Raw genomic sequence first — 24127 nt, forward strand, 5'->3', positions numbered from 1 at the left:
TTTGTGGCTTTTTATTATTTTTTAATAAATTTAGCGGGGTTGGAATAAGCAGGGGGAGAGATATTTATGTTGTGAATAATTATTCACAACATAAAGCGATAGCCAATACCGGTTTCCGTTAATAAATGCTGTGGACGTGCGGGATCTATTTCCAGCTTTTGGCGCAGGTGCCCCATATAAATGCGTAAATAATGACTATGCTCGACGGCGTTCGGTCCCCAGACCTGGCTGAGCAACTGACGTTGTGTAAGTACCTTGCCGTGATTATTCAGCAACACCGCCAGCAGCCGGAATTCTATCGGGGTCAGATGAATCTCTTCATCGCCGCGGACGATTCTGCGGTTCGCAAGGTCGACCTGGGTATTGGAAAAGGTAAACAGCGGCTGGTTCTGTTCGCTGCCGCCGTGGCGACGTAGGGCCACGCGCAGGCGGGCCTGTAGCTCGCCAATGCCGAACGGTTTACTGAGATAGTCGTCAGCGCCGGCGTCAAGGGCGGTAATTTTGTCGGTTTCTTCAGCGCGGGCCGACAGCACGATAACCGGCACCTGGCTCCACTGGCGAAAATCGCGGATAAAGTCGATGCCGTCGCCATCCGGCAGACCGAGGTCGAGGATCACCAGATCCGGTTTGCGGGTTGCCGCCTCCAGCAGGCCGCGCTGGAGGGTTTCCGCTTCGTGAACACGCAGGCCGTCACCTTCCAGCGCGCTGCGCAGAAAACGGCGAATGGCCTGTTCATCTTCAATAATTAATACGTTAATCACGTTTCCTCAGGCAGGTAGTCCAGGGGAGGAGGAGCGTCCAACGGCAGGGTCACCGTAAAGCGGGCGCCGCCTTCCGGGCGATTATGCGCGGCCATCGTGCCGCCATGAACCTCCACAATGGCCTGACAGATTGCCAGCCCCAGCCCTACGCCGGGAATGGCTGACTCTTTATGGCCTCTGGCGAATTTATCAAAAATAGACTGCTCCTGACCAGCAGGAATACCGGGACCGTTATCCCAGACGTCTAACTGGAGCTGTTCATCCTGATGTTCGGCAGTGATGCCGATTCGCGCTTTCGTCCCGGCATATTTGACGGCGTTTTCCAGCAGGTTTATCAGCACCCGCTCAAACAGCGGGCCGTCGACATGAATAAGCGCCAGCGGGTCGCCAAGATGGAGTTCGATATGCCGCCCGCCGAGCCCGGGCTCCAGCGTACGAATTGCGCTACCTACCACCTCTTCGAGCGTCAACCACTCCTTGCGTAAATTAAAGCCGCCGGACTGAATTCGCGCCATATCCAGCAGATTATTCACCAGCCGCGTGGTGTTAAGCACATGCTGGCGGATTTCGTTGGCCTGCGGGGCGTGTTTTGACCCCTCGGCGGCTAAATCAAGCGTCAGGATTTCGGCCTGGCCGAACAGCACAGTGAGCGGTGTGCGCAGATCGTGCGACAGCGCCGCCAGCAGGGAGTTGCGTATGCTCTCCCGCTCGCTGGCAAGCCTGGCCTGCTCTTCGCTGGTGGTGAGCGCCAGCCTGTCGAGAGCGCTCGCGACCAGCAGGGTGCACGTTTCCAGCAGGCGCTGCTGCTCGGGAATCATCAACTGTCGCAGGTTACCCGGCTCCACCACGATCACGCCCAAGGTTTTCTCCGCCGTTTTGAGCGGCAGAATGAGGTATGGCACTCCGGGCAGGGTGTCAGTGCCTGCACCCGCAGGTTGGCCCTTGTCGTAGCTCCAGCGGACAATGGCTTCATCCCACGGGGTGATACCGTTGCCGGGGGTCAGGGCGGCGAGATGACCGCTGGCGTTGGGGAGCAGCACCTGACTGCGGGCGTAAAAGGTCGACTGGATAAACTGCTCGCTGGTACGGGCGATATCCTGCTCGCTGCGACCGATGGCCAGCGCTTTTGACATCTCATACAAATGGCGGGTGCGCTGCTCGCGGTAGCGGGCGATACGCGCCTGGTAGCGAACGCCCGCCGTCAGGTTACCGATGATAAGCCCGACGGTGAGCATCACCGCGAAGGTCAGCACATACTGAATGTCGGATACCGCCAGGGTGCCGCGCGGGGCGACAAAAAACAGGTCGAAGCTGATGACGTTTATCACCGTCGCCAGCACTGACGGCCAGCGGCCATAGAACAGCGCGACGATCACCACGCCAAGCAGGTAAAGCATGACCAGGTTCGCGGTGGCGAAAGCAATCAGGAAGTTGCTGGCCACCAGGGTTATCAATGCGCAGAGCGCCACCGCCACCGCACAGCCGCGAACCTGCACTCGCCAGCGATCCATCCACGGGCGCGCATCGTTGCCACGGTTGACCGGTGGGGCGGGCGCGTCTTCCAGCGCGACAATCACCAGGTCAAGATCCGGCGCGCGACGGGCGAGGCGGTCGGCGAAGGATTCCCGACTCCACCAGCGATGCTGCGTGCGGCGGCCGATAATGATTTTGCCGAGGTTGTGCTCGCGGGCGTAGCGCAAAATCGCTTTGTCTTCCGCCGGGTCGGAGAGGGTGGCGGTTTCCGCGCCCAGCTCCTGTGCGAGACGCAGCGCGCTGAGAATGCTGCGCCGCTGGTGTTCCGGCAGGCGGTGAAGCCCCGGGGTTTCAACATACACGGCGTGCCAGACGCTGCCGAATTTGGCGGCAAGCCTTGCGGCGGTGCGCACCAGCTTCTCATTACCGCTGCTGTGGCCAACGCAGAGCAAAATAGCGTCGCGGGTGTGCCAGACGCGCTCTTCGCCCTGGCCGCGCCACTCGCGCATTTGGTCGTCGACGCGGTCGGCGGTACGGCGCAACGCCAGCTCGCGCAGCGCAATCAGATTGCCTTTGCGGAAAAAGTGTTCAATGGCCCGTTCCGCCTGACCGCCGATATAGACTTTGCCTTCGTGCAGGCGTTGACGAAGATCGTCAGGGGGCAGGTCGACCAGCACGATTTCATCGGCGGCGTCAAAAAACGGGTCGGGCACCGTCTCACGAACCTTAATGCCGGTGACGCCGCTGACCACATCGTTAAGACTTTCAAGATGCTGAACATTGACGGTGGTAAAAACGTCGATCCCGGCTTCAAGCAGTTCTTCAACGTCCTGCCAGCGTTTAGGGTGGCGGGAGCCGGGGGCATTGGTGTGCGCCAGTTCGTCCATCAGGATCAGCGCCGGACGCCGGGCGAGGGCGGCATCGAGGTCAAACTCTTCGACGATGCGTCGCCGGTGAGGGATCCGTTTTCTCGGTTGTGTCGCCAACCCGTCAAGCAGGGCGGCGGTTTCCTGACGGCCGTGGGTTTCCACCACGCCTATCAGGATATCGAGCCCCTGCGCCCGCAGTCGCTGCGCTTCGCTGAGCATGGCGTAGGTTTTCCCTACGCCCGCACAGGCGCCAAAAAAGACTTTCAGTTTTCCCCGATGCCAGCCCGCGGTTTGTTCCAGCAGACGGTCGGGGTCCGGGCGAAGAGGCTCGTCGGTCATCATGTATCCTGAGGTTATTTCAGGGCATCCAGTGCCATGTTCAGTTCAATAATATTCACCACCGGCTGGCCGATAATGCTGACCAACGGCTTTTGCGTATGCTCCGCGACCAGTTTGCTCAGCGCATCCACTGACATCTGACGCGCGGCGGCAACGCGGGGGATTTGCCAGGTCACCGCCTGCGGCGACAGGCTGTAGTCGAGGCCGCTGGCGGAGGTGGTGACCAGCTCGACCGGCACGGCGCCATCAGCCTGCGGATTCGCGTTACGCAACTGCGCGACGCGGGCGGCAACCTCTTTATCCAGCTCCGGGTTGCTGGCGGCTAAATTGCTGCCGCCGGATGCTTCTGGATTATAGGGGCTATTTGCCGTCGCGGAAGGGCGCCCGTGGAAATATCCTGCAGCGTCAAAGTTTTGTCCAATCAGCAGCGAACCGCGGATCGCATTATCTTCTCTGATTAACGAGCCGTTCGCCTGGTCGTTAAACCACCATTGCCCGAGGACGGTGGTGACCAGCGGGTACAACCCGCCGGTGACCAGGGTCAGAAAAATCAGGATGACCAGAGCAGGGCGTAACATCGCCATTTTCAATTTCCTCTTACACCAGACCGAACAGCGTTAACAGCAGGTCGATAAGCTTGATGCCAACGAACGGCACCAGCAGACCGCCCAGACCATAAATCCACAGGTTGCGGCGCAACATCGCGGCCGCCGACAGCGGTTTGTAGCTCACGCCTTGCAGCGCCAACGGGATCAGGAACACGATAATCAGCGCGTTAAAAATGACCGCGCTCAGGATGGCGGAAGCCGGGGAGTGCAGATGCATCACGTTCAGGGCGTTCAACTGCGGATAGGTCGCCGCAAACGCCGCCGGAATAATGGCGAAATACTTCGCCACGTCGTTGGCGATACTGAACGTGGTCAACGAACCGCGGGTCATCAGCATCTGTTTACCGATGTGCACCACCTCAATCAGCTTGGTCGGGTTGGAGTCGAGATCGACCATGTTCCCGGCCTCTTTCGCCGCCTGGGTTCCGGAGTTCATCGCCACCGCCACGTCAGCCTGGGCTAGCGCCGGGGCATCGTTGGTGCCGTCGCCGGTCATCGCCACCAGACGGCCTTCCGACTGATACTGACGAATCAGCGCCAGCTTGGCTTCCGGCGTCGCTTCGGCGAGGAAGTCATCGACCCCGGCTTCGGCGGCGATAGCGGCGGCGGTCAGGCGGTTATCCCCGGTGATCATCACCGTTTTGATGCCCATTTTACGCAACTGGGCGAAGCGCTCTTTAATACCGCCTTTGACGATATCCTTCAGCGCGATAACCCCCAGCACCCTGGCGCCCTCGACGACGACCAGCGGCGTGCCGCCCTGACGGGCGACGCTTTCCACCAGCGCATCCACCTGCGGCGGGAAGTGGCCGCCGTTGGCCTCGACGTGACGGCGAATGGCGTCAACGGAGCCTTTACGGATCATCCGGTTATGCACGTTGATACCGCTCATGCGGGTCTGCGCGGTAAAGGGAACGAAGGTGGCTTGCAGCTCCTGGACGTCGCGTACGCGGATGTTAAAGCGCTGTTTGGCCAGTATCACGATGCTGCGGCCTTCCGGCGTTTCATCGGCAAGCGAGGCCAGCTGTGCGGCATCCGCCAGCGTTCTTTCATCGATGCCGGGCGCAGGCAGGAAATCGGAGGCCTGACGGTTGCCAAGCGTAATGGTGCCGGTTTTGTCGAGCAGCAGGACGTCGACGTCGCCCGCGGCCTCAACGGCGCGGCCGCTGGTCGCGATAACGTTCGCACCGAGCATGCGGCTCATCCCCGCCACGCCGATGGCCGACAGCAGGCCGCCGATGGTGGTTGGGATCAGGCACACCAGCAGCGCCACTAACACCGTCACGCTAACTGCCGCGCCGCCGTAGACCGAGAAGGGCCACAGGGTGGCGGTTGCCAGCAGAAAGACGATGGTCAGGGCGATCAGCAAAATGGTCAGCGCAATTTCGTTTGGCGTTTTGCGACGCTGCGCGCCTTCCACCATCGCGATCATCCGATCAAGAAAGGTCTCGCCGGGGTTCACGCTACAGCGGATCACCAGCCAGTCGGAGAGAATGCGGGTACCGCCGGTCACCGAGGCGAAATCGCCGCCGGACTCACGGATAACCGGTGCCGATTCACCGGTAATGGCGCTCTCGTCCACTGATGCGCCGCCTTCAATGACTTCGCCGTCGCAGGGGATAATATCGCCCGCTTCAACCAGCACGATATCGCCTTTGCGCAGATCTTCAGACGGGACATGATCGATTTTCGCGTCATGCTGCGGCGCGCGCAGCTTGCGGGCAAACGCCGTTTTCTTGACCCCTTTCAGGCTATTGGCCTGCGCTTTGCTGCGCCCCTCCGCCAGCGCTTCGGCGAAGTTGGCGAACAGCACGGTAAACCACAGCCAGATGCTGACTGCGGCAGTGAAGCCCGCGCTGCCGGGCAGGTGGCCGGTCGCCATGGCGACAGCCAGCCCGGTCGTCAGCACGCTGCCTATCCAGACGATGAACATGACCGGATTATGCCATTGCACGTCCGGACTCAGTTTTTTCACGGCATCCATCAGAGCCTGACGAACCAGTGACGGTTCGAACAGAGCCAGTTGCTTGCGACTCATAAACGCGTCTCCAGCCGACTTACTGTAAAGAGAGGTGTTCCGCTACCGGGCCTAATGCCAGGGCGGGGATAAAGGTTAATGCGCCGACCAGAATCACGGTGCCGATCAGCAGGCCGATGAACAGCGGACCAAAAGTCGGCAGCGTGCCTGGGCTTGCGGGCTGGATTTTTTTACCTACCAGCGAGCCGGCGATCGCCAGTACCGGCACGATCACGCCAAAGCGGCCAAAGAACATGCAGAACGCCAGCAGGCAGTTCCAGAACGGCGTATTCGCACTCAGACCCGCAAAGGCGCTGCCGTTGTTGTTTGCCGCTGAAGACACGGCGTACAGCACTTCGCTAAAACCGTGGATGCCCGGGTTGAAGATCCCCGCGCGCCCGGCGTCGCTCATCATGGCAAGCGCGGTACCAATCAGCACCAGCGATGGGGTGATAAGGATAGCCAGCGCGGTCATTTTCATTTCGCGCACGTCGATTTTCTTACCGAGATATTCCGGTGTACGGCCGATCATCAGCCCGGCGATGAACACCGCCAGCAGCACGAACAGCAGCATGCCGTACAGGCCGGAACCGACGCCGCCAAAGACGACTTCGCCAATCTGCATCAGCCACATTGGCACCATGCCGCCCAGCGCGGTGAAAGAATCATGCATGGCGTTTACCGCGCCACAGGAGGCGGCAGTGGTAATGACTGCAAACAGGCTACTTTGCAGAATGCCGAAACGGCTCTCTTTGCCTTCCATGTTGGCAGCGCTGTCGGCGCCAAGCTGCAGGAAGTGCGGGTTGCCTTTCAGCTCCGCCCACATCACCACTGCGGCGCAGATAACGAAGATTATCGACATCGCCCACAGAATGGCGCGCCCCTGACGGCGGTCGTTGACCGCATCGCCAAAGGCAAAACAGAGCGCCGCCGGGATCAGGAAGATTGCCAGCATCTGCACAAAGTTGGTCAGCGCCGTCGGGTTTTCAAACGGATGGCTGGAGTTGGCGTTGAAGAAACCGCCGCCGTTGGTGCCCAGCATCTTGATAGCCTCCTGCGACGCGACCGGACCCATCGGCAGCAGCCCTTTTGCCCCCTCGAGCGAGGTGAAGTGCTGGTAGGGCAAGAAGTTTTGCAGTGTGCCCTGTTGGATCATCAGGAGTGCGATCAGCAGCGAAATGGGCACCAGGATCCACAGCGTGATGCGGATGATGTCCATCCATGCGTTGCCGAGGGTACTGGCGCTGTGGCGGGCGAAACCGCGGATCAGCGCGAAGACCACGGCGATACCGGTGGCGGCAGACAGGAAGTTTTGTACCGCAAGCCCCGACATCTGGCTGAAGTAACTCAGGGTGGTTTCGCCGCTGTAGGCCTGCCAGTTGGTGTTGGTAATAAAGCTTACGGCAGTGTTTAGCGCCAGATCCCAGGGCAGGCCGGGAAAACCCTGTGGGTTCAGCGGCAGTACGCCCTGGAACGTCAGCATCAGGAACAGCAGCACGAGGCCTGCAATGTTCAGCAGCAAAATCGCCAGCAGGTACTGGCGCCAGTTCATCTCCTCACGCGACACGCCCAGTACGCGCCACAAACCAGCTTCTACGGCCGCGGTGCCCGGCAGCGGCGTGTTGTTGATCATCTTCGCAAGCCCAAGGCCCAGAGGACGGGCAAGAACGAAAAGCACCACCAGAAAACCGGCGATGAGTAAAAATGCCTGCGCTGCCATCAGAAGGCCTCCGCATTAATCAGGGCGTAAACCAGATAGCCCAACAACAGGAAAACCAGCACGATGCCGATTATTACGCCTGCACTCACAGTCCACCTCCAGGTGTTTGATGATGTACGGAAAAGGTAGGTTTTTTGGTGCAAAGATTTCGCAAAAAACGCGGAGCGGGGTGTAAAAAAAATATAAAAATGGTGAAAAGCCATTAATTAACTAATGGTTAGTATTAATTTAACCTTTCTGTAACCAAATAACGATAAGTTGTGTAAATAACCCCTGAAATGCCGAAAATAGTGGTCGGATGAGTAGTAAAATTACGCGCAAAGCGGTACTATTTTAGACAGATAACTTTTACCGGTGCGCTTCACCGGTCGAACATAGGGGGAGACCAAAATGACTCTGTATAAAGACTATCCTGCACATATTGTATTCGCGCGCCGCGCATTTGTGGTCGTTGCGGGCATCGTGGCGCTGCCGGTGATGCTGTTCTGGAAAGACCGCGCGCGTTTCTACAGCTACCTGCACCGTGTGTGGGCGAAAACCAGTGAAAAACCCGTGTGGATGGAGCAGGCAGAGAAAGCCACCTGCGATTTTTACTAACGCTGCGTTATGCGATGAAATGGGCCGCCTTGTGCGGCCTTTTGTTTTTTTACGCACCAGGTTTACGGTACGCATCGTAACCGTCATGCCACCGCACCTTTGCCTGCGCGAGCGGCGCGATTACACTCTTTGGCTGAATCCCCGATGCTTATTCGGCTCGGAATATGACGTCGTTACTCTGGACATTAACGGGAGAGTTATGGCCACGCATCTGGTCTGGTTTCGCGCCGATATACGTCTTCACGATAACCTGGCGCTTGCCGCCGCCTGCCGTTCCCGGCAGGCCAGGGTCATCGCGCTTTACATCGCCACCCCGCAGCAGTGGCGTCATCACGCCATGGCGCCGCGGCAGGCGGCCTATTTGCAGTGTCACCTCCGCGCGCTGCAGGCCGGTCTGGCGCAGAAAGGGATCCCGCTTATCTATCGCGAAGCGGCAGATTTCACCGCCTCGGTCATGGAACTGCAGGCGCTATGTGAGCAGCAGGGCGTCAGCCATATTTTTTATAACTACCAGTATGAAGTTAATGAACGCCAGCGCGATATCGCCGCGGAACGCGCGCTAAAAACGGTGGTGTGCCAAGGATTTGATGACAGCGTGATCCTGGCGCCAGGCAGTGTCGTGACCGGCGACGAGCAGATGTATAAAGTCTTTACGCCGTTTAAAAACGCCTGGCTTCGTCGTGCGCGCGTGGGGCTACCGGAATGCGTGCCGGCGCCAGCGCCGCGCGACGGCGGCGCGCTCCCCGACGCGCAGGCATTGCTGATGCTCAACTATCCACAGCAGCTGTTTGATCCCGTGTTATTTCCGCCGGATGAACGGCAGGCTATTCAACAGCTGCGGCGGTTTTGCCAGCAGCCCGTGGTCGAGTATGATGCGCAGCGCGACTTTCCGGCGACGGAGGGCACCAGCCGTCTTTCCGCCTGCCTGACGCTTGGCGTGCTGTCGCCGCGCCAGTGTCTGCATCGCCTGCTGGCGGAACACCCGGGGGCGCTGGCAGGACAGGATGGCGCCGTCTGGCTGAATGAGCTTATCTGGCGCGAATTTTATCGCCATTTAATGACTTTTCATCCGGCGCTTTGTTGCTTCAAACCGTTTATCAAATGGACTGAGAAAGTGAAATGGCGCGAGGATAAAACCCTGCTTAAAGCCTGGCAGCGGGGGAAAACGGGATATCCGATTGTTGATGCGGCGATGCGCCAACTGAATGACACCGGCTGGATGCACAACCGGCTGCGTATGATTGTCGCCAGCTTCCTGGTGAAAGATCTGCTGATTGACTGGCGGGAAGGGGAGCGTTATTTCATGTTGCAACTGGTGGATGGCGACCTCGCCGCCAACAACGGAGGCTGGCAGTGGGCGGCGTCCACCGGTACCGATGCGGCACCCTATTTTCGGATCTTCAATCCGACGATGCAGGGGGAAAAGTTTGATAAGTCCGGTGTATTTATTCGCCGCTGGCTGCCCGAGCTGGCGCAGGTTCCGGATAGCGAGATTCACACGCCCTGGGAGTGGGCGCAAAAACAGGGCGCGTCGCTCGATTATCCGCGCCCGATTGTCGATCACAAGCAGGCGCGGCTGGAGACGCTGGCGGCCTATGAGGCCGCCAGGAAAAGTTAAGAGGCCAGCGCCAGGCGGCGGGCTTTCATGCGTATTGCCTGGACAAGCCAGATGACCAACACCATGCCGACGCAGGCAAGCGCTCCCCAGGTAATTTGGCTGAACACGTCGATATAGGCGTTGATGGCGTAGTTAACGGCGCCTGCGGCATCGAACGCGCTTTGCGAGGTTTGATCGGCGATAACTCCGGCGACGTAGTTAGCGATAGCCCCCGACAGCAGCATATAGATCCCGGTCAACACCCCTGTCACGCCCGGGATCTCAATACGGGTGATCTGCGCCATGGCCACCGGGTCGATGAACAGTTCCGCAAAGCCCATTACCGCCAGCCCCAGCACCATCAGCGGCAGAGAAGAGTGGCCGTGCGCCGCTGACCAGCGGGCGCTAAAGGTCAGAATGCAGAAACCTGCGCTCATCAGACCCAGCCCCAGGGCATATTTACCCCAAATGCGTACTGTCCGGTTGCCGGTCACGCCCTCTTTCACCACCCACGCCAGCACCACACCGCACAGCATCACGGCAAAGCCGTTGATCGACTGGAACATGGCGGTCGGGACGTCATATCCCATGATATCGCGGTTAACAAAGCGGTCGATGTAGAGGCTAATCGAGCTGCCGCCCTGCTGGGCAAAGGCCCAGAACAGCAGGCTAAAGAAGGTCAGCACGACGATAAGCCCCAGCTCTTTACGCTGCTTCTGGTTTTGCGCCTGGCGGTAGATTTTCGCCAGCACGGCAAGGCCGATAATGGTCGCGACGATCAGCGCATACACCGACCACTCTTTCCAGAACAGAACGGCGATAACGACCGGCGATACCAACAGCAGCACCAGCAGCCAGCCCCAGACAGGCAGCGCGAATTTCTTACTGCGTAGTACGGCTTTGTTGACGCCGACGGTGTGGCTGAAGTGGCGATTGCCGCAGAGGAAAATCACCAGCCCGGCGAGCATCCCCACGGCGGCCAGCGCAAAGCCCATTGCCCAACTGTACTCTTCCTGCACGTAACCGCAGGCGACAGGCGCTACGATAGAGCCGATGTTGCCAGCAGCATACAGCAGCGAGAAGCCGCCGTCGCGGCGCGGGTCGGTCGGCTCATACAGTTCGCCCAGCAGGCAGCTGACGTTGGATTTAAATAATCCATAGCCGCAGACAATAATAGCCAGCGAGAGGTAGAGAAAAACGGCGGACATTTCGCTGGCGCCGAGCACCAGATGACCGATGACCATCAGCAGCGCCCCGAGCATTACCGCCATGCGGTTACCGAGCACTTTATCCGCCAGATAGCCGCCGAGGATCGGCGTGACATATACCAGCGAGCAGTAGGCGCTGAACAGCGCGTAGGCGTGGGTATCGGTGTATTTCAGCTGGTTAGTTAAATACAAAATCAGCAGGGCGCGCATACCGTAGAAACTAAAGTATTCCCAGATTTGCAGCGCGACGACGTAGTAGATAGCGCGGGGTTGTGATGATGGTGTTTTCATTTCGTTCTCAGTCTTGCCAGTAGCGCGGGAGATAATCATGCCGCATTATTCATTTCTTTTATGCTTTCCATGGTCTTTGAGCATCAATGCTTCATTAATATGCTTTCCTTTTGCATAAATATACATGAATATCCTGTGGGGTGGTAAGCCTTTTACGAAAGCCCTGACGGTGGGTATCGGCGTCCGGTTGTTGGAAAGCTGTGATATTCTTAAGTGAATATGTCCGGGCAGGAGCAACGATGAAAAATAGCGAACTGGAACAACTGATTAATGACAAACTCAACAGCGCGGCCATCAGCGATTTTGCGCCAAATGGTCTACAGGTTGAGGGCAAAGAAGAGATTCAGAAAATCGTCACTGGCGTGACTGCGAGCCAGGCGCTGCTGGATGAGGCCGTGCGTCAACAGGCTGATGCGGTGATTGTGCATCATGGTTACTTCTGGAAGAACGAATCGCCGGTGATCCGCGGAATGAAGCGTAACCGTCTGAAAACGCTGCTGGCGAACGATATCAACCTCTACGGCTGGCATTTGCCGCTTGACGCGCATCCCGAGCTTGGCAATAACGCCCAACTGGCGGCGCTGCTGGGTCTTAACATGCGCGGCGAGATAGAACCGCTGCTGCCGTGGGGCGAGCTCTCTATGCCGGTGTCCGGCCTTGAGCTGGCGTCGTGGATTGAGGCGCGACTGGGACGCAAACCGTTGTGGTGCGGCGATACCGGGCCAGAGAAGGTGACCCGCGTGGCGTGGTGCACCGGCGGCGGACAGAGCTTTATCGACAGCGCTGCCCGCTTCGGCGTTGATGCGTTCATTACCGGCGAAGTGTCGGAACAGACCATCCACTCAGCGCGCGAGCAGGGTTTGCATTTCTATGCGGCAGGTCATCATGCTACGGAGCGGGGCGGGATCCGCGCGCTCAGTGAATGGCTGCAGGAGACGACCGGTCTCGACGTGACCTTTATCGATATACCTAATCCGGCCTGATACGGGAGGCAGAGGGTGCAGCGAGCGCGTTGTTATCTGTTAGGCGAAACGGCGGTGGTGCTGGCGCTGGAGCCTCCGGTGACGCTGGAGAGCCAGAAGCGTATCTGGAGCCTGACGCAGCGTCTGGTCGGTTTGCCGGATGTCGTTGAAGCCATTCCGGGCATGAACAATATCACCGTTATTCTGCGTGACCCGCACATGCAGGCGCTGGATGCCATCGAGCGCCTGCAACGCTGGTGGGAAGAGAGCGATGCGCTGGAGCCGGAATCACGCTTTATCGAAATCCCGGTGATTTACGGCGGCGAAGGCGGTCCGGATCTGGCAGAAGTCGCCCGGCACAGCGGTCTGAGCGAAAAACAGGTTGTTGAACTGCATGCGTCGGTGGATTACGTGGTCTGGTTTTTGGGCTTTCAGCCGGGCTTTCCCTATCTGGGGAGCTTGCCGGAACGTCTGCATACGCCAAGACGCGGGGAGCCCCGGCTGAGGGTTCCGGCGGGTTCCGTGGGGATCGGCGGTCCGCAGACCGGCATCTACCCGCTATCGACGCCGGGCGGCTGGCAGCTTATTGGCCTGACGCCGGTTAAGTTATTCGACCCCCATCGTGATGAGCCGATTCTGCTGCGTCCGGGCGACAGCGTGCGCTTTATCCCGCAGAAGGAGGGCATATGCTGAACATCATTCGCGCGGGCATGTACACCTCGGTGCAGGATAACGGACGCCATGGCTTTCGCCAGTCGGGCATCAGCCACTGCGGCGCGCTGGACAAACCGGCGCTGTATATCGCGAACCTGCTGGTGGGCAACGATCCCGGCGCGGCGGCGCTGGAGATAACGCTGGGCCATCTGGTAGTGGAGTTTGAGTCTGACGGCTGGTTCGCTCTTACCGGAGCAAGCTGCGAGGCGTTTTTGGATCGTCAGCCCGTCTGGACGGGGTGGCGGCTGCCGGTAAAAGCCGGTCAGCGGTTGACGCTGAAACGGCCGCTGCACGGGATGCGCAGCTATCTGGCGGTGGCGGGCGGAATTGATGTGCCTGAGGTGATGGGGTCTCGTAGCACTGACCTGAAGGTCGGCATCGGCGGTTTTGCCGGACGCCTGTTAAAAGATGGCGATCGGCTGGCGACGGGTAAACCCAGGCGCCAGTTTAGCGAGGCGCGGGGCGTCAAACAGCTGCTGTGGGGCAATCGCATCCGCGCGCTGCCGGGGCCGGAGTATCAGGAGTTTGACCAGGCCTCGCAGGAGGCATTCTGGCGCTCGCCCTGGCAACTGAGCCCACAGAGCAACCGCATGGGCTACCGCTTGCAGGGACAGCCGCTCACGCGTACAACCGATCGCGAGATGGTCTCGCACGGGCTGCTGCCGGGCGTTATCCAGGTGCCGCATAACGGGCAACCTATCGTGCTGATGAACGATGCCCAGACCACCGGCGGCTATCCGCGCATTGCCTGTATCATTGAGGCGGACATGTATCATCTGGCGCAAATTCCGCTCGGGCAACCCATTCATTTTGTACCGTGTTCGCTGGAGGAAGCGCTGAAAGCGCGCCACGATCAGCAGCGTTATATTGAACAGATAACATGGCGGCTTAACGATGATCATTGATTTGAATGCCGACCTGGGCGAGGGCTGCGGCCGCGACGCTGAATTATTAAAACTGGTCTCCTCCGCCAACATCGCCTGCGGGTTTCATGCTGGTGATGCGCAAACCATGCTGGCGAGCGTGCGTGAAGCGCTAAAAAACGGCGTGGCGATTGGCGCGCACCCGAGTTTTCCGGATCGGGAAAACTTCGGGCGCACCGCCATGAACCTGCCGCCGGAAACCGTTTACGCGCAAACGCTGTATCAGACAGGCGCGCTGGCGGCGATAACCCGCGCAGAAGGCGGCGTCATGCGTCATGTCAAACCGCACGGCATGCTGTACAACCAGGCGGCAAAAGACGCACAGCTGGCCGATGCTATCGCGAAGGCGGTACGGGCCTGCGACCCGTCGCTGATTCTGGTGGGACTGGCGGGTAGCGAACTGATTCGCGCGGGCGAACGGTATGGACTGAAAACGCGCCAGGAGGTGTTCGCCGATCGCGGATACCAGGCGGATGGTTCGCTGGTGCCGCGAACCCAGCCCGGCGCGTTGATTGAGGATGAAGAGCAGGCGCTGGCGCAAACGCTGGGGATGGTTGAGTCCGGACGGGTGAAAAGCATCACTGGCGAGTGGGCGAGCGTGACGGCACAGACGGTGTGCATTCATGGCGATGGCGAGCACGCACTCGCTTTCGCCCGCCGCCTGCGCGCCGCGTTTGAGGCGTGCAGGATCAATATCGAAGCATAGCCATGGCTGAGGATATCGCCGTGACCGGCGGCGCAACCCACTCATCGAGCAGAAATAAGGACAGAACGATGCCGGAAGGTCCGGAAATCCGCCGTGCGGCGGATAACCTGGAGGCGGCGATCAAAGGCAAACCATTGACCGAGGTCTGGTTTGCCTTCCCGCAGCTTAAGCAGTACCAGCTACCGTTACTTGGTCAAACCGTGACGCGCATCGAGACCCGCGGAAAAGCGCTGCTGATGCACTTTTCCGGCGGGCTGACGCTCTACAGCCATAATCAGCTGTACGGCGTCTGGCGGGTAGTGGAGGCGGGAACCCTGCCGGACACGACGCGTGTGCTGCGGGTGAAACTGCAGACGGCGGAAAAAGCGATATTGCTCTATAGCGCGTCAGATATTGCCATGTTGACCGCCGAACAGCTGGCGACTCACCCCTTTTTACAGCGTGTCGGGCCGGATGTGCTTGATATGACGCTCACTGTGCAAAGCGTACGGGCGCGTTTGCTGTCGCCGCGTTTTCGCAACCGGCAGTTTTCCGGGCTGCTGCTGGACCAGGCGTTTCTTGCCGGACTGGGAAATTACCTGCGGGTGGAGATCCTCTGGCAGGTCGGGCTGACCGCGCAGCATAAAGCGTCCGGGCTAAGTGATGCGCAACTCGACGCGCTCTCCCATGCGCTGCTGGAGATTCCTCGTCTCTCCTACCGCACGCGAGGCAAAGCGGAGGACAACCGACATCACGGCGCGCTGTTTCGCTTTAAGGTTTTTCACCGCGATGGCGAGATGTGCGAGCGCTGCGGCGGGATCATTGAAAAAACAGTGCAGTCGTCGCGGCCATTTTACTGGTGTCCAGGCTGTCAGAAATAGCCGCTGCGCTGTACCGGCGCGTAGGTTTTCCGGTACTGTAGCGGCGTTTTTCCCATATTTTTGCGAAAGCAGGTAATAAACCACGCGTATTCTGGAAAGCCGACCTGCCTGGCAATCTCCCTGACAGAGCCGCCGGTGTGCAGCAGCAGCTCACAGGCCTGGCGAATTCGCCGCATGATCAGATACTCCTGGATGGTGCCGCCCGTTTCCTCATGAAACCGGCGCGATGCGTGACCGCGCGAACAGCCCATCTCCTGGGCTATCTCCTCCAGCGAGCAGCGCTGCTGATAGTGATTTTCAATCCAGCGGATAATACTGACCGAAAAGGTATTTTGCCCGGTTGCCTGCTCCTGATGGGGCAGCAGGCTCATGAGCTGCATCACCAGAAAGGCGCTGTCGCTGATGCTGAAAGTGTCGGTTTTGGTCAGTGCCTCAAACCTCGCCAACAGCGCTTCAATGACCGGCTGCACGTCGCCGACATCAAACACCCGTGCTTTTTCTCCCTGACCGCACAGCTGGCGCAGCAGCGTTTGCTGACGCGGGAAATCGCGAAGATAGTGCTCAACCATTGGCCCGCTAAAGTGCAGGGTAGTGCGGTGGTAGATGTTGCGGGCATCCTGCTCAACGAACACTTTATGCAGTTTTCCCGGTGGGAAAATAAAGACTCGCCCTGGCTTGACGGTGTATTGCTGATGCTCCACCAGCGCAATGCCAACGCCCTGAGAAACCGACAAAATCTCTGCACACTGGTGCCAGTGGTAGTAGTTGGCGGGCATGTTGGTCATACGATTAAAGTAAATCGATTTGTCATTCAGATTGATGTGTTCGAGGTAACGGCTGTCTTCCGTCCGCTGCGATTTGTCGCTCATCTCCGCTCTCATGCAGGCAATGTGAATAAACTTAAACTTTTATCACTGTAACCAAATTTTCAAACCAAAAACCGGATTAATGTTGTTATTCATCACCTGGAGTGTTTGAAAATACGACAATTATCACATTTGTGTGTCAGAGGGACTTCTTATCATGCGGCCATTATTCAACGTATGAAACGGGGTTTCATTATGCGGACAAAGCAGGAATACAGCGCGCTGGCACAGAAGTGGATAGCCGCAGCTATCCCGCATCTGGCGCGGAATGACACGCGGCTGGTAATGGGAGCGTCTTCCGCACAGTACCCGGCGGAGATTGCCGGAATCGAAGGATTTTCGCGTCTGCTGTGGGGGCTGGCGCCGCTGCTAAGCGGCGGCGAGGGCGCCGACCTCCGCCCGGCGTTTATTCACGGTATTCGCCACGGCAGCGACCCTGCGCACCCGGACTATTGGGGCGATTTAGTCGACTACGATCAGCGCTGCGTGGAGATGGCTGCTTTTGGACTAAGCCTGGCGCTGCCCGATACCGGGATTTGGTCATCGTTGTCGGCCTCCGAGCAGAACAATCTGGCGCGCTGGTTGCAGCAGAGCGCGGATATTCAGACTCCAGACAATAACTGGCATTTTTTCCCGGTGCTGGTGCAGGTTGGGCTGAAGTGCGCGGGGCATGACTACGACATGATGGTCATCGACAGACACCTGAACGCGATTGAGCCCTTCTGGCTCGGCAACGGCTGGTATTCAGACGGCGAGGGCAAACCGCGTGATTATTACATTTCGAGCGGCTTTCATTTTTACAGCCTGCTGTACAGTCATTTCATGCAGGACGTCGATCCGCAGCGCTGCCTGCGCTACCGTCAGCGCGCGCGTCAGTTTGCCAAAGACTACATCCACTATTTTACCTGCGACGGCAGCGCGATTCCCTTTGGCCGCAGCTTGACCTACCGCTTTGTGCAGGTCGCCTTCTGGAGCGCGGTGGCGTTTAGCGGGCTCGATGTCCTGCCGACGGCGGTGGTGAAGGGGCTGATACTGCGCCATCTCGACTGGTGGCAAAGCCAGCCGATAACCGATGAGCGCGGTCTCTTTACCCTCGGTTATACCTGGCCGAACCTGATCATGACCGAGGATTACAATAGTCCCTGTTCGCCGTACTGGGCGTTTAAGGCGCTGCTGATTCTGGCGCTTGGGGAGGAGTGCGAGTTCTGGCAGGTCGAACCCGCGCCGCTACCCGCGCTAGAAAGGGTACATACCGTGGCGGAAGCGGGGCAGGTGATTATTCACGATGAGAACCATCGGCACGCCTGGATGTTGATGTCCGGGCAGCACGACCGCAATAACTTTGTCAATTTTGAGCAGAAATACGGCAAGTTCGCCTACTCAAGCCACTTTGGCTTTACCCTCGAACGAGGGCGCTACAGCATTTCCCACGCCGCCTGCGATTCGATGCTGATGTTCAGCGAACAGGACGATTACTGGCGCGGACGCCGCAAGTGCGAGGCGGTAACGGTGGCTGAAGGCCTGATCCGCAGCGACTGGCGGCCCTGGCATGACGTCGCGGTCACCACCTGGCTTATTCCTCATGAGCAGGGGCACCTTCGGCTGCATCGGGTGGTCACGCCCCGTGTGCTTGACTGCGTCGAGGGCGGTTTTGCCGTCAACCGCCACCAGGGGCTTAGCAGCGACCAGGATGCGCACAGCGTTACCCTCAGCGCAACGTCTGGCAGTTGTCGGATCTGCTGCCTGCTTGCCGCGCGCCAGCCGCTGAGCGTAACGACGCCGCCTAACAGCAATATTCTGTATGCCGCGCCCGCCGGGATCCCCTGTTTGAGCGCCACGCTGATGCCAGGCACCCACTGGCTCGCTTGTTCCGTCGACGCCACGCTGGCCCGGACGCTGCCGCCGCCGATGCCGATAGCGTTCGACCCCCGAACCCAGACGCTTGCGCTGAACCATAAAACCCTGACGATTGTATAACTGACGCACCCGGCGTGCGTGCGGAGAAAAAGAATGATAAACCCTGTTCAGTCGACCCGGTCGGCATATATCAAACTCAGCCTTTTTGTCTTTTTATTCACCTTCACCTGGGCCGCCAGCTTCGGTCTCTACGCCATCTGGCTTGGCGATAAGGCCGGGCTCGACGCCATTGAGATTGGCACCGTGTTTGCCGTGAACGGCGTGTTTGCGGTAGTGATTAAGCCGGTGTATGGCTACATCATGGACAAAATGGGGATGAAGAAACATCTGCTCTATTTTGTCTGTATCGTTTCTGCGTTGATGGCGCCGTTTTACATCTGGTGCTATCTGCCGCTGCTGCAGGCGCATTTTGTCAGCGGCATAATCGTCGGCGCACTGTTTTTCAGCCTCGGCTGGTATGCCGGCGTAGCGGCGGAGGAGTCGTATGTCGACCGCTTTAGCCGCCTCTATGATATGGAATTCGGCCGTATTCGCATGTGGGCGGCGCTGGGATGGGCTACCGCCTCTTCGTTTTCCGGCTATCTCTACAACCTCTCGCCAAAGATTAACTTTGTGATCAGCAGTATTTCCGCACTGTGCATGTTCGGCGTGCTGCTGACGCTGAAGGTCGACCATTTCGGCAAGGAAGAGAACAACGTCCTGTCAAAAGAGAAAATTGTTATCGGCGATGTGTTCCAGCTGCTGCGTAACAGGAAGTTCTGGACCTTTGCGCTGTATATCGCTGGCGTCGCGTGGATGATGTTTATCGCCGAACAGCAGTTTTCCCGCTATTTCGTGACCTTTTTCGCCACCAGAGAGGAGGGAAATGCGATGTTCGGCTACATGAGTACCGCGCAGTCCGCCGCTGAGTTTTTCGGCATGATGCTGGTGCCAGCCATTATTAACCGCATTGGCGCTAAGCAGGGCATGATCCTGACCGGGCTGGTGATAAGCCTGCGTCTCGTGGTCTCCGGCCTCACCTCCGACCCGCTGATTATCTGCCTGATAAAACCGCTGTATGGCATTGAGATTGCGCTGATCCTTGTCTCGGTTTTCAAGTATATCGCCGAGCATTTCGACAAGCGCGTCAATGCGACGATGTATCTGCTGGGCTATCAGGCGATGATTTATGTCGGCTCTATCGTCGTCGCGCCACCGGCGGGCTACGCCTACCAGAAAATTGGCTTTGAGCACACCTATCTGATTATGGGGCTTACCGCGCTGCTGTTTACCGCTGTCTCCACCCTGACGCTTTCACCCTGCTATCAGCATAAAAAAACGCACGTCATGCCGACCCATGACGTAAACCACGATGCCGTTCACTGATCTTTATTGAAGTAGAAAAACGAGAGAATTATGTCTGAGACTATCCGTACGGAACCGATCGTCCGCTGCGCCTTGCTGCCGGGCGAAAGAGATGCCATTGCGCAGAAAATCCGCCGGGCGATGCCGGTGATACTCGTCGCCATTGACCGTAACCGGGACTATTTTGGCCAGCGTTTTCCGGATGCCGCCTGTAAAAGTGGCCTGTATCCGATAATCGATAACCAGGAGTGGACCACCAGCTTCTGGACCGGTCAGCTGTGGCTGGCCTGGGAATGGACGAAGGAGGACGTATACCGGACGCTGGCGGAGCAGCATGTGCGCGCCTTCGGCGAGCGTATTGCACGCCGCGACCATACCAATCACCACGACCTCGGTTTCTTGTACAGCCTGTCGTGCATTGCCGCCCACAAGCTGACCGGCTCCCGGCAGGCCAGATATATTGCGTTGCAGGCGGCAGAGGCGCTGATGGAGCGCTATCACGAGAAGTGCGGCATCATTCAGGCGTGGGGCGAGCTCGATAACCCCGAACAGCAGGGACGCATGATAATCGACTGCAACATGAATCTCCCGCTGCTGTATCAGGCGTCAGCCGCCAGCGGCGACCCGCGATACGCGCAGGCGGCGCGTCGGCATATCGGGCAGGCCAGGCGCTATATCGTGCGTGAGGACGGCTCAACGTTTCATACCTGGTATATGGACGTGAACAGCGGAGAACCGCGTTTTGGCAATACTCATCAGGGGCTTTCCGATGATTCATGCTGGTCGCGCGGGCAGGCGTGGGGGATTTACGGCTTTTTACTCAACTACCTCTATACCGGCGATGAGAGGCTGCTGTCGTTAAGCCAGACGCTGGCGAATTATTTTATCAACCGGCTGCCGGACGATCTGGTGTGCTATTGGGACCTGTCGCTCACCGACCCGGCAAGCGAACGCGACAGCTCGTCGACCGCCATCGTCGCCTGCGCGCTGCTTGAGCTGGTGAAACAGCTTCCCGTCACCCACCCGGATCGCGAGAGCTATGAGACGCTGGCGCTGCGGATGCTGGCGCGGATGGTGGATTATTATCTCAATACCGCGCACCGGGCAGGGGAGGGGTTACTGAAGCACTCGGTTTATCATTTTAAAGGTAACGTTGGGGTGAATGAATGTTGTGCCTGGGGTGATTATTTTCTGATGGAGTCCATCACCCGCGCAACCATGGCCTGGAATCGTTACTGGTAATATTTTACACCCCCTTTTGAATTTTATTCCGTTAATTCGGAAGGAGGTTTTTATCTCTGTATCGGCAAGGAATATATAAAGATGAATAACAATGTTAATAAGATAATAATCGCCGCAACGCTGATGTCTGCAGCGGCTAGCGCGAATGCGGAAAATACCAGTAATGTTGCCGCCATGCCTCAGGCTAAACCCACGCCCTTCACCACCGTCTTTTTCGCGCCGCGCACCCAGTACCGTACCGCCAGCGAGAGTTTTTTACAGCGTCTGATGCTGACCGGCGTGGTGCAGGATCCGGACAGCATCCTGAAAAATATGTACTGGAGTTTTGAGACCGATGCCGACCTTGGCAAGCATATGGATCAGTGGAAAAGCAGCTATCAGGAAGTGGAGATCAACAAGCCGTTTCCGCTGGGAGATAGCGGGTTCTGGCTGGAGCCTGGGACGGTGTTCCATTGGGAATCCGCCGGTTCGCGTATCGACCCCTACATCGGTATTGGCTACCATTTCGACCCGACGCTGGGCGCCGTGCTGCGCTACCGCTACAACCACCAGAACCATGATAGCCAGACGCTGCAGGGGGACTGGGATGATTCATCTGAGCATCGCGTCGATATTTATTTAACCAAGTATTTTACCCCGAATTTCTGGGTGCAATATAACCCCACGTATTACAGCAAAACGCACGGCGACAAATTTGTGTATGCCAATGGTAAAAATCATACCTTGCAGCATAATTCTGTATTTACGTTCCACACCACTCCTCGTTTTTATCCCTTCTTTGAGTTAGGCTATCTGGATAAATATAAAGATGGTGATGACACGAAGGATGAATATCAGATAAGGGTTGGCTTTAAATTTAATCTGAATTAAATCGCCGCAGATAATAAAAACGCGCCCGCAGGCGCGTTTTTTTATCGGGCGTAACGGGATTAGCGTTTGGCCAGGTCGGATTTGAAATCGCGTTTTTCGTAGCCGGTATACAGCTGACGTGGACGGGCGATCTTCATGCCGTCGCTGTGCATTTCGTTCCAGTGCGCAATACCCGCCGCGATGCAGGCGAACCTGCTGCTGGCGCTCCAGGCGGCGTATTGCTCTCCACTGAATAAATATACAGTTCGGCATGTTCCCATTTTTTTCAATACGCACTGTGATTATTTCACCTTTTGAAGTGGTGTAACGACGTTTGATTGAATCGTGACATAAATCAAATTTGAGACCTTTTAAACTCGAACAATGAATATTTCCACCTAACGCATTCACAATAAATATCAAGGTGACAATGCAGAAATCATAAATTACATTTTGTTAATCCTTGTAGTTGTAATGTGTGATTGATTTTTCAACTAAAAGGAGTTAACAAAATGGCTATACCCGTTTATTTAAGGTTATACGAGGAAGATGGGAAGCTACTAAAAGGCGGTGTTGATGTTCGCGGTCGGGAGGGAAGTATAGAATTGGTGGGCATGCAGCACGACGTATATATTCCCACTGACGATATGACCGGAGCAGCTACAGGAACACGCCAGCATGAGGCATATACGTTCGAAAAAGAAATTGATCCCTCAAGCCCACTTTTGTACCGCGCATTAACAACTGGCCGAACCCTGGCAAAAGCCGAGTTCAAATATTACTGCATCAACAGCAACGGTATGGAAGAAGAGTATTTCAATGTCCAGCTAGAAAACGTGAGAGTGTGTCATGTTGTACCCATCATGTTTGATACAAAGGATCCAGATTTCGAAAAGCACGGGCATATTGAGCATGTCGGCCTGCGTTACGAAAAAATCACATGGAACTATGTTGACGGAAACATCCAGCACGCTGATAGCTGGAAAGAACGCAAAACTGCATAAAGGAGATCACTAATGGCAAGCTGGACGTATAAGCAAAGCACTGGCGAATTGTTTAGAGATGGCAAGCTCATCGAAACAGGTTACTCCGGTGCTCTAACCAATAAAAACAATCCCGACCGTGAACAAGTGCGCGGTATGGGCCCAATACCACGGGGAACGTGGAAGATCGGCAGTACAGGAACCAGTAAGGGACCTTTAACCATTACGCTGATTCATGTCAGCGGAAATTCCTATGACCGTGATATGAACACCTTCCGTATGCATGGCGAAAAAGTTCATGGCATACCCGGCTTCGCTTCGGAGGGCTGTATAATAATGTATCCATCCACACGCCTGTTAGTGAGTAAGGATCATGGTGCGTATCTGGACGTTATCAGATGAAAAATTTACTGTTAGGGCTATTACTTTTGCCGGGCATCGTCATTGCCGCACCTACACCTGAATCAGCGGCAACAGGTAACCTTTCAGTGACTGACTGGCAGTATGTGACCCAAAAAATCTCTGAAGGCCAAAAAGAGTGGCTGGATATAGTCCCCGCGCTTGCTTCAAAAGCCAACCACCAGCAAGCCGATCAGCTTGAAGACGCGTTAGCCACTGCGCTACCAATCAACACCAAAGGTGTATTATCGGTTTTACGCGTGCTGGACTCAGGAAGATATCCTGAAGTTCAGGGTACTAATATTGTCTGCGTGCAAAAGGTTGCGAGTTCAGGAAAAGCATCTGAATCTTATTACCGCGATACACGACTGGCACTGCTTGATGAACCAGAGGGCGCACAATGCCTATGGAATCTGGAAGGTGTTTGGGAAGAAGTAAAACATGGGCAATAGCATGGAGGATGGCTTAATTGACGAGCAATGCCATTATATTAATACCTTTCTCGCCAATAAAAAACGCGCCAGCAGGCGCGTTTTTTATCGGGCGTAACGGGATTAGCGTTTGGCCAGGTCGGATTTGAAATCGCGTTTTTCGTAGCCGGTATACAGCTGACGCGGACGGGCGATCTTCATGCCGTCGCTGTGCATTTCGTTCCAGTGCGCAATCCAGCCGACGGTACGCGCCATCGCGAAGATAACGGTAAACATTGAGGACGGAATGCCCATCGCTTTCAGGATGATGCCGGAGTAGAAATCGACGTTCGGGTACAGTTTCTTCTCGATGAAGTACGGGTCGTTGAGCGCGATGTGCTCAAGCTCCATGGCCACTTCCAGCAGATCGTCTTTGGTGCCCAGTTCTTTCAGCACTTCGTGGCAGGTTTCG

The 24127-nt window shown here is 57.1% G+C and carries 23 protein-coding genes and 1 pseudogene; 14 read left to right on the forward strand and 10 right to left on the reverse strand.

Annotation, left to right across the window (positions count from 1 at the left end):
* Positions 1-83: 83 nt before the first annotated feature.
* Genes kdpE through kdpF form a run of 6 tightly spaced genes read right to left on the reverse strand, consistent with a single transcriptional unit; the run spans position 84 to position 7876 of the window.
* The gene (kdpE, locus tag JO226_RS12995; RefSeq protein ID WP_293592747.1) at positions 84-761 is read right to left on the reverse strand and encodes a two-component system response regulator KdpE; all 678 of its coding nucleotides are present in this window, start codon (positions 759-761) and stop codon (positions 84-86) included.
* Positions 758-3442 (reverse strand): two-component system sensor histidine kinase KdpD, encoded by a 2685-nt coding sequence (kdpD, locus tag JO226_RS13000; RefSeq protein ID WP_293592790.1) that lies wholly within the window; start codon positions 3440-3442, stop codon positions 758-760. Before kdpD ends, kdpE begins: the two co-directional genes overlap by 4 nt.
* A gap of 14 nt (positions 3443-3456) precedes the next feature.
* Positions 3457-4026, reverse strand: a complete 570-nt coding sequence (gene kdpC, locus JO226_RS13005) for a potassium-transporting ATPase subunit KdpC (protein ID WP_293592749.1) — start codon at positions 4024-4026, stop codon at positions 3457-3459.
* A 13-nt stretch (positions 4027-4039) separates the two neighbouring features.
* Positions 4040-6088 carry a potassium-transporting ATPase subunit KdpB gene (gene kdpB, locus JO226_RS13010; protein WP_293592751.1) on the reverse strand — a complete coding sequence of 683 codons (2049 nt, stop codon included), beginning with the start codon at positions 6086-6088 and terminating at the stop codon, positions 4040-4042.
* 19 nt (positions 6089-6107) lie between these two features.
* Positions 6108-7787 (reverse strand): potassium-transporting ATPase subunit KdpA, encoded by a 1680-nt coding sequence (gene kdpA, locus JO226_RS13015; RefSeq protein ID WP_293592753.1) that lies wholly within the window; start codon positions 7785-7787, stop codon positions 6108-6110.
* Positions 7787-7876: a K(+)-transporting ATPase subunit F gene (gene kdpF, locus JO226_RS13020; RefSeq protein WP_035885978.1), complete on the reverse strand. Its 90-nt coding sequence runs from the start codon at positions 7874-7876 to the stop codon at positions 7787-7789. The genes kdpA and kdpF overlap by 1 nt, the downstream gene beginning before the upstream one ends.
* Positions 7877-8177: 301 nt before the next feature.
* Here kdpF and JO226_RS13025 point away from each other — a divergent pair, with 301 nt between their 5' ends.
* Both JO226_RS13025 and phrB read left to right on the forward strand, forming a co-directional pair.
* Positions 8178-8384 carry a YbfA family protein gene (locus JO226_RS13025; RefSeq protein WP_293592759.1) on the forward strand — a complete coding sequence of 69 codons (207 nt, stop codon included), beginning with the start codon at positions 8178-8180 and terminating at the stop codon, positions 8382-8384.
* A gap of 199 nt (positions 8385-8583) precedes the next feature.
* The gene (gene phrB, locus JO226_RS13030; protein WP_293592761.1) at positions 8584-10002 is read left to right on the forward strand and encodes a deoxyribodipyrimidine photo-lyase; all 1419 of its coding nucleotides are present in this window, start codon (positions 8584-8586) and stop codon (positions 10000-10002) included.
* Here phrB and dtpD read toward each other — a convergent pair.
* On the reverse strand, positions 9999-11480 hold the full coding sequence (gene dtpD / locus JO226_RS13035) for a dipeptide permease DtpD (protein WP_293592763.1): 1482 nt from the start codon (positions 11478-11480) through the stop codon (positions 9999-10001). The genes phrB and dtpD overlap by 4 nt on opposite strands.
* Positions 11481-11719: 239 nt before the next feature.
* Here dtpD and JO226_RS13040 point away from each other — a divergent pair, with 239 nt between their 5' ends.
* From JO226_RS13040 to nei, 5 genes are all read left to right on the forward strand, one after another.
* Entirely contained in the window at positions 11720-12463 is a 744-nt protein-coding gene (locus tag JO226_RS13040) for a type 2 GTP cyclohydrolase I (protein ID WP_293592765.1), read from the forward strand.
* Positions 12464-12478: 15 nt separating this feature from the next.
* On the forward strand, positions 12479-13135 hold the full coding sequence (pxpB, locus tag JO226_RS13045) for a 5-oxoprolinase subunit PxpB (protein WP_293592767.1): 657 nt from the start codon (positions 12479-12481) through the stop codon (positions 13133-13135).
* Positions 13129-14061 carry a 5-oxoprolinase subunit PxpC gene (gene pxpC, locus JO226_RS13050; RefSeq protein WP_293592769.1) on the forward strand — a complete coding sequence of 311 codons (933 nt, stop codon included), beginning with the start codon at positions 13129-13131 and terminating at the stop codon, positions 14059-14061. The genes pxpB and pxpC overlap by 7 nt, the downstream gene beginning before the upstream one ends.
* On the forward strand, positions 14051-14785 hold the full coding sequence (gene pxpA / locus JO226_RS13055; protein ID WP_293592770.1) for a 5-oxoprolinase subunit PxpA: 735 nt from the start codon (positions 14051-14053) through the stop codon (positions 14783-14785). Before pxpC ends, pxpA begins: the two co-directional genes overlap by 11 nt.
* Before the next feature lie 68 nt (positions 14786-14853).
* The gene (gene nei / locus JO226_RS13060; protein WP_293592792.1) at positions 14854-15645 is read left to right on the forward strand and encodes an endonuclease VIII; all 792 of its coding nucleotides are present in this window, start codon (positions 14854-14856) and stop codon (positions 15643-15645) included.
* Here the strand turns inward: nei and JO226_RS13065 are convergent.
* Positions 15636-16514: an AraC family transcriptional regulator gene (locus JO226_RS13065; protein ID WP_293592772.1), complete on the reverse strand. Its 879-nt coding sequence runs from the start codon at positions 16512-16514 to the stop codon at positions 15636-15638. The genes nei and JO226_RS13065 overlap by 10 nt on opposite strands.
* A gap of 192 nt (positions 16515-16706) precedes the next feature.
* Between JO226_RS13065 and JO226_RS13070 the strand changes: the two genes are divergently transcribed.
* The 4 genes from JO226_RS13070 to JO226_RS13085 all read left to right on the forward strand — a co-directional run bounded on the left by JO226_RS13070 (position 16707) and on the right by JO226_RS13085 (position 21884).
* Positions 16707-18488, forward strand: a complete 1782-nt coding sequence (locus JO226_RS13070) for a DUF2264 domain-containing protein (protein WP_293592774.1) — start codon at positions 16707-16709, stop codon at positions 18486-18488.
* Between the two features lie 33 nt (positions 18489-18521).
* Positions 18522-19793 carry an oligosaccharide MFS transporter gene (locus JO226_RS13075; RefSeq protein WP_293592776.1) on the forward strand — a complete coding sequence of 424 codons (1272 nt, stop codon included), beginning with the start codon at positions 18522-18524 and terminating at the stop codon, positions 19791-19793.
* Positions 19794-19823: 30 nt separating this feature from the next.
* A complete protein-coding gene (locus tag JO226_RS13080; protein WP_293592778.1) occupies positions 19824-21014 on the forward strand; it encodes a glycoside hydrolase family 88 protein in 1191 nt (396 codons plus the stop codon).
* Positions 21015-21095: 81 nt separating this feature from the next.
* On the forward strand, positions 21096-21884 hold the full coding sequence (locus JO226_RS13085) for an oligogalacturonate-specific porin KdgM family protein (RefSeq protein WP_293592780.1): 789 nt from the start codon (positions 21096-21098) through the stop codon (positions 21882-21884).
* A 59-nt stretch (positions 21885-21943) separates the two neighbouring features.
* Here the strand turns inward: JO226_RS13085 and JO226_RS13090 are convergent.
* A pseudogene (locus tag JO226_RS13090) lies at positions 21944-22153 on the reverse strand (hypothetical protein); the annotation flags it as partial.
* A gap of 222 nt (positions 22154-22375) precedes the next feature.
* Between JO226_RS13090 and JO226_RS13095 the strand changes: the two are divergent.
* Genes JO226_RS13095 through JO226_RS13105 form a run of 3 tightly spaced genes read left to right on the forward strand, consistent with a single transcriptional unit; the run spans position 22376 to position 23697 of the window.
* On the forward strand, positions 22376-22867 hold the full coding sequence (locus JO226_RS13095) for a type VI secretion system tube protein TssD (RefSeq protein ID WP_293592782.1): 492 nt from the start codon (positions 22376-22378) through the stop codon (positions 22865-22867).
* A gap of 12 nt (positions 22868-22879) precedes the next feature.
* On the forward strand, positions 22880-23248 hold the full coding sequence (locus tag JO226_RS13100; RefSeq protein ID WP_293592784.1) for a tlde1 domain-containing protein: 369 nt from the start codon (positions 22880-22882) through the stop codon (positions 23246-23248).
* Entirely contained in the window at positions 23245-23697 is a 453-nt protein-coding gene (locus tag JO226_RS13105; RefSeq protein WP_293592786.1) for a hypothetical protein, read from the forward strand. Before JO226_RS13100 ends, JO226_RS13105 begins: the two co-directional genes overlap by 4 nt.
* A gap of 102 nt (positions 23698-23799) precedes the next feature.
* On the opposite strand, the gene JO226_RS13110 is transcribed toward JO226_RS13105, so the two are convergent.
* A partial coding sequence (locus tag JO226_RS13110; protein ID WP_293592788.1) for a citrate/2-methylcitrate synthase occupies positions 23800-24127 on the reverse strand: 328 nt, incomplete at its 5' end.

This window comes from Pluralibacter sp. (assembly GCF_019237635.1).
Lineage (GTDB): Bacteria > Pseudomonadota > Gammaproteobacteria > Enterobacterales > Enterobacteriaceae > Enterobacter_B.

Coding starts and splice junctions, on each gene's coding strand:
- JO226_RS13065 (WP_293592772.1), bottom strand. CDS start 16,514: ATGAGCGACAAATCGCAGCGGACGGAAGACAGCCGTTACCTCGAACAC.
- nei (WP_293592792.1), top strand. CDS start 14,854: ATGCCGGAAGGTCCGGAAATCCGCCGTGCGGCGGATAACCTGGAGGCG.
- kdpA (WP_293592753.1), bottom strand. CDS start 7,787: ATGGCAGCGCAGGCATTTTTACTCATCGCCGGTTTTCTGGTGGTGCTT.
- JO226_RS13040 (WP_293592765.1), top strand. CDS start 11,720: ATGAAAAATAGCGAACTGGAACAACTGATTAATGACAAACTCAACAGC.
- JO226_RS13075 (WP_293592776.1), top strand. CDS start 18,522: ATGATAAACCCTGTTCAGTCGACCCGGTCGGCATATATCAAACTCAGC.
- JO226_RS13105 (WP_293592786.1), top strand. CDS start 23,245: ATGAAAAATTTACTGTTAGGGCTATTACTTTTGCCGGGCATCGTCATT.
- kdpC (WP_293592749.1), bottom strand. CDS start 4,026: ATGGCGATGTTACGCCCTGCTCTGGTCATCCTGATTTTTCTGACCCTG.
- JO226_RS13085 (WP_293592780.1), top strand. CDS start 21,096: ATGAATAACAATGTTAATAAGATAATAATCGCCGCAACGCTGATGTCT.
- pxpA (WP_293592770.1), top strand. CDS start 14,051: ATGATCATTGATTTGAATGCCGACCTGGGCGAGGGCTGCGGCCGCGAC.
- JO226_RS13100 (WP_293592784.1), top strand. CDS start 22,880: ATGGCAAGCTGGACGTATAAGCAAAGCACTGGCGAATTGTTTAGAGAT.
- JO226_RS13025 (WP_293592759.1), top strand. CDS start 8,178: ATGACTCTGTATAAAGACTATCCTGCACATATTGTATTCGCGCGCCGC.
- kdpD (WP_293592790.1), bottom strand. CDS start 3,442: ATGACCGACGAGCCTCTTCGCCCGGACCCCGACCGTCTGCTGGAACAA.
- phrB (WP_293592761.1), top strand. CDS start 8,584: ATGGCCACGCATCTGGTCTGGTTTCGCGCCGATATACGTCTTCACGAT.
- dtpD (WP_293592763.1), bottom strand. CDS start 11,480: ATGAAAACACCATCATCACAACCCCGCGCTATCTACTACGTCGTCGCG.
- pxpC (WP_293592769.1), top strand. CDS start 13,129: ATGCTGAACATCATTCGCGCGGGCATGTACACCTCGGTGCAGGATAAC.
- JO226_RS13070 (WP_293592774.1), top strand. CDS start 16,707: ATGCGGACAAAGCAGGAATACAGCGCGCTGGCACAGAAGTGGATAGCC.
- kdpB (WP_293592751.1), bottom strand. CDS start 6,088: ATGAGTCGCAAGCAACTGGCTCTGTTCGAACCGTCACTGGTTCGTCAG.
- JO226_RS13095 (WP_293592782.1), top strand. CDS start 22,376: ATGGCTATACCCGTTTATTTAAGGTTATACGAGGAAGATGGGAAGCTA.
- JO226_RS13080 (WP_293592778.1), top strand. CDS start 19,824: ATGTCTGAGACTATCCGTACGGAACCGATCGTCCGCTGCGCCTTGCTG.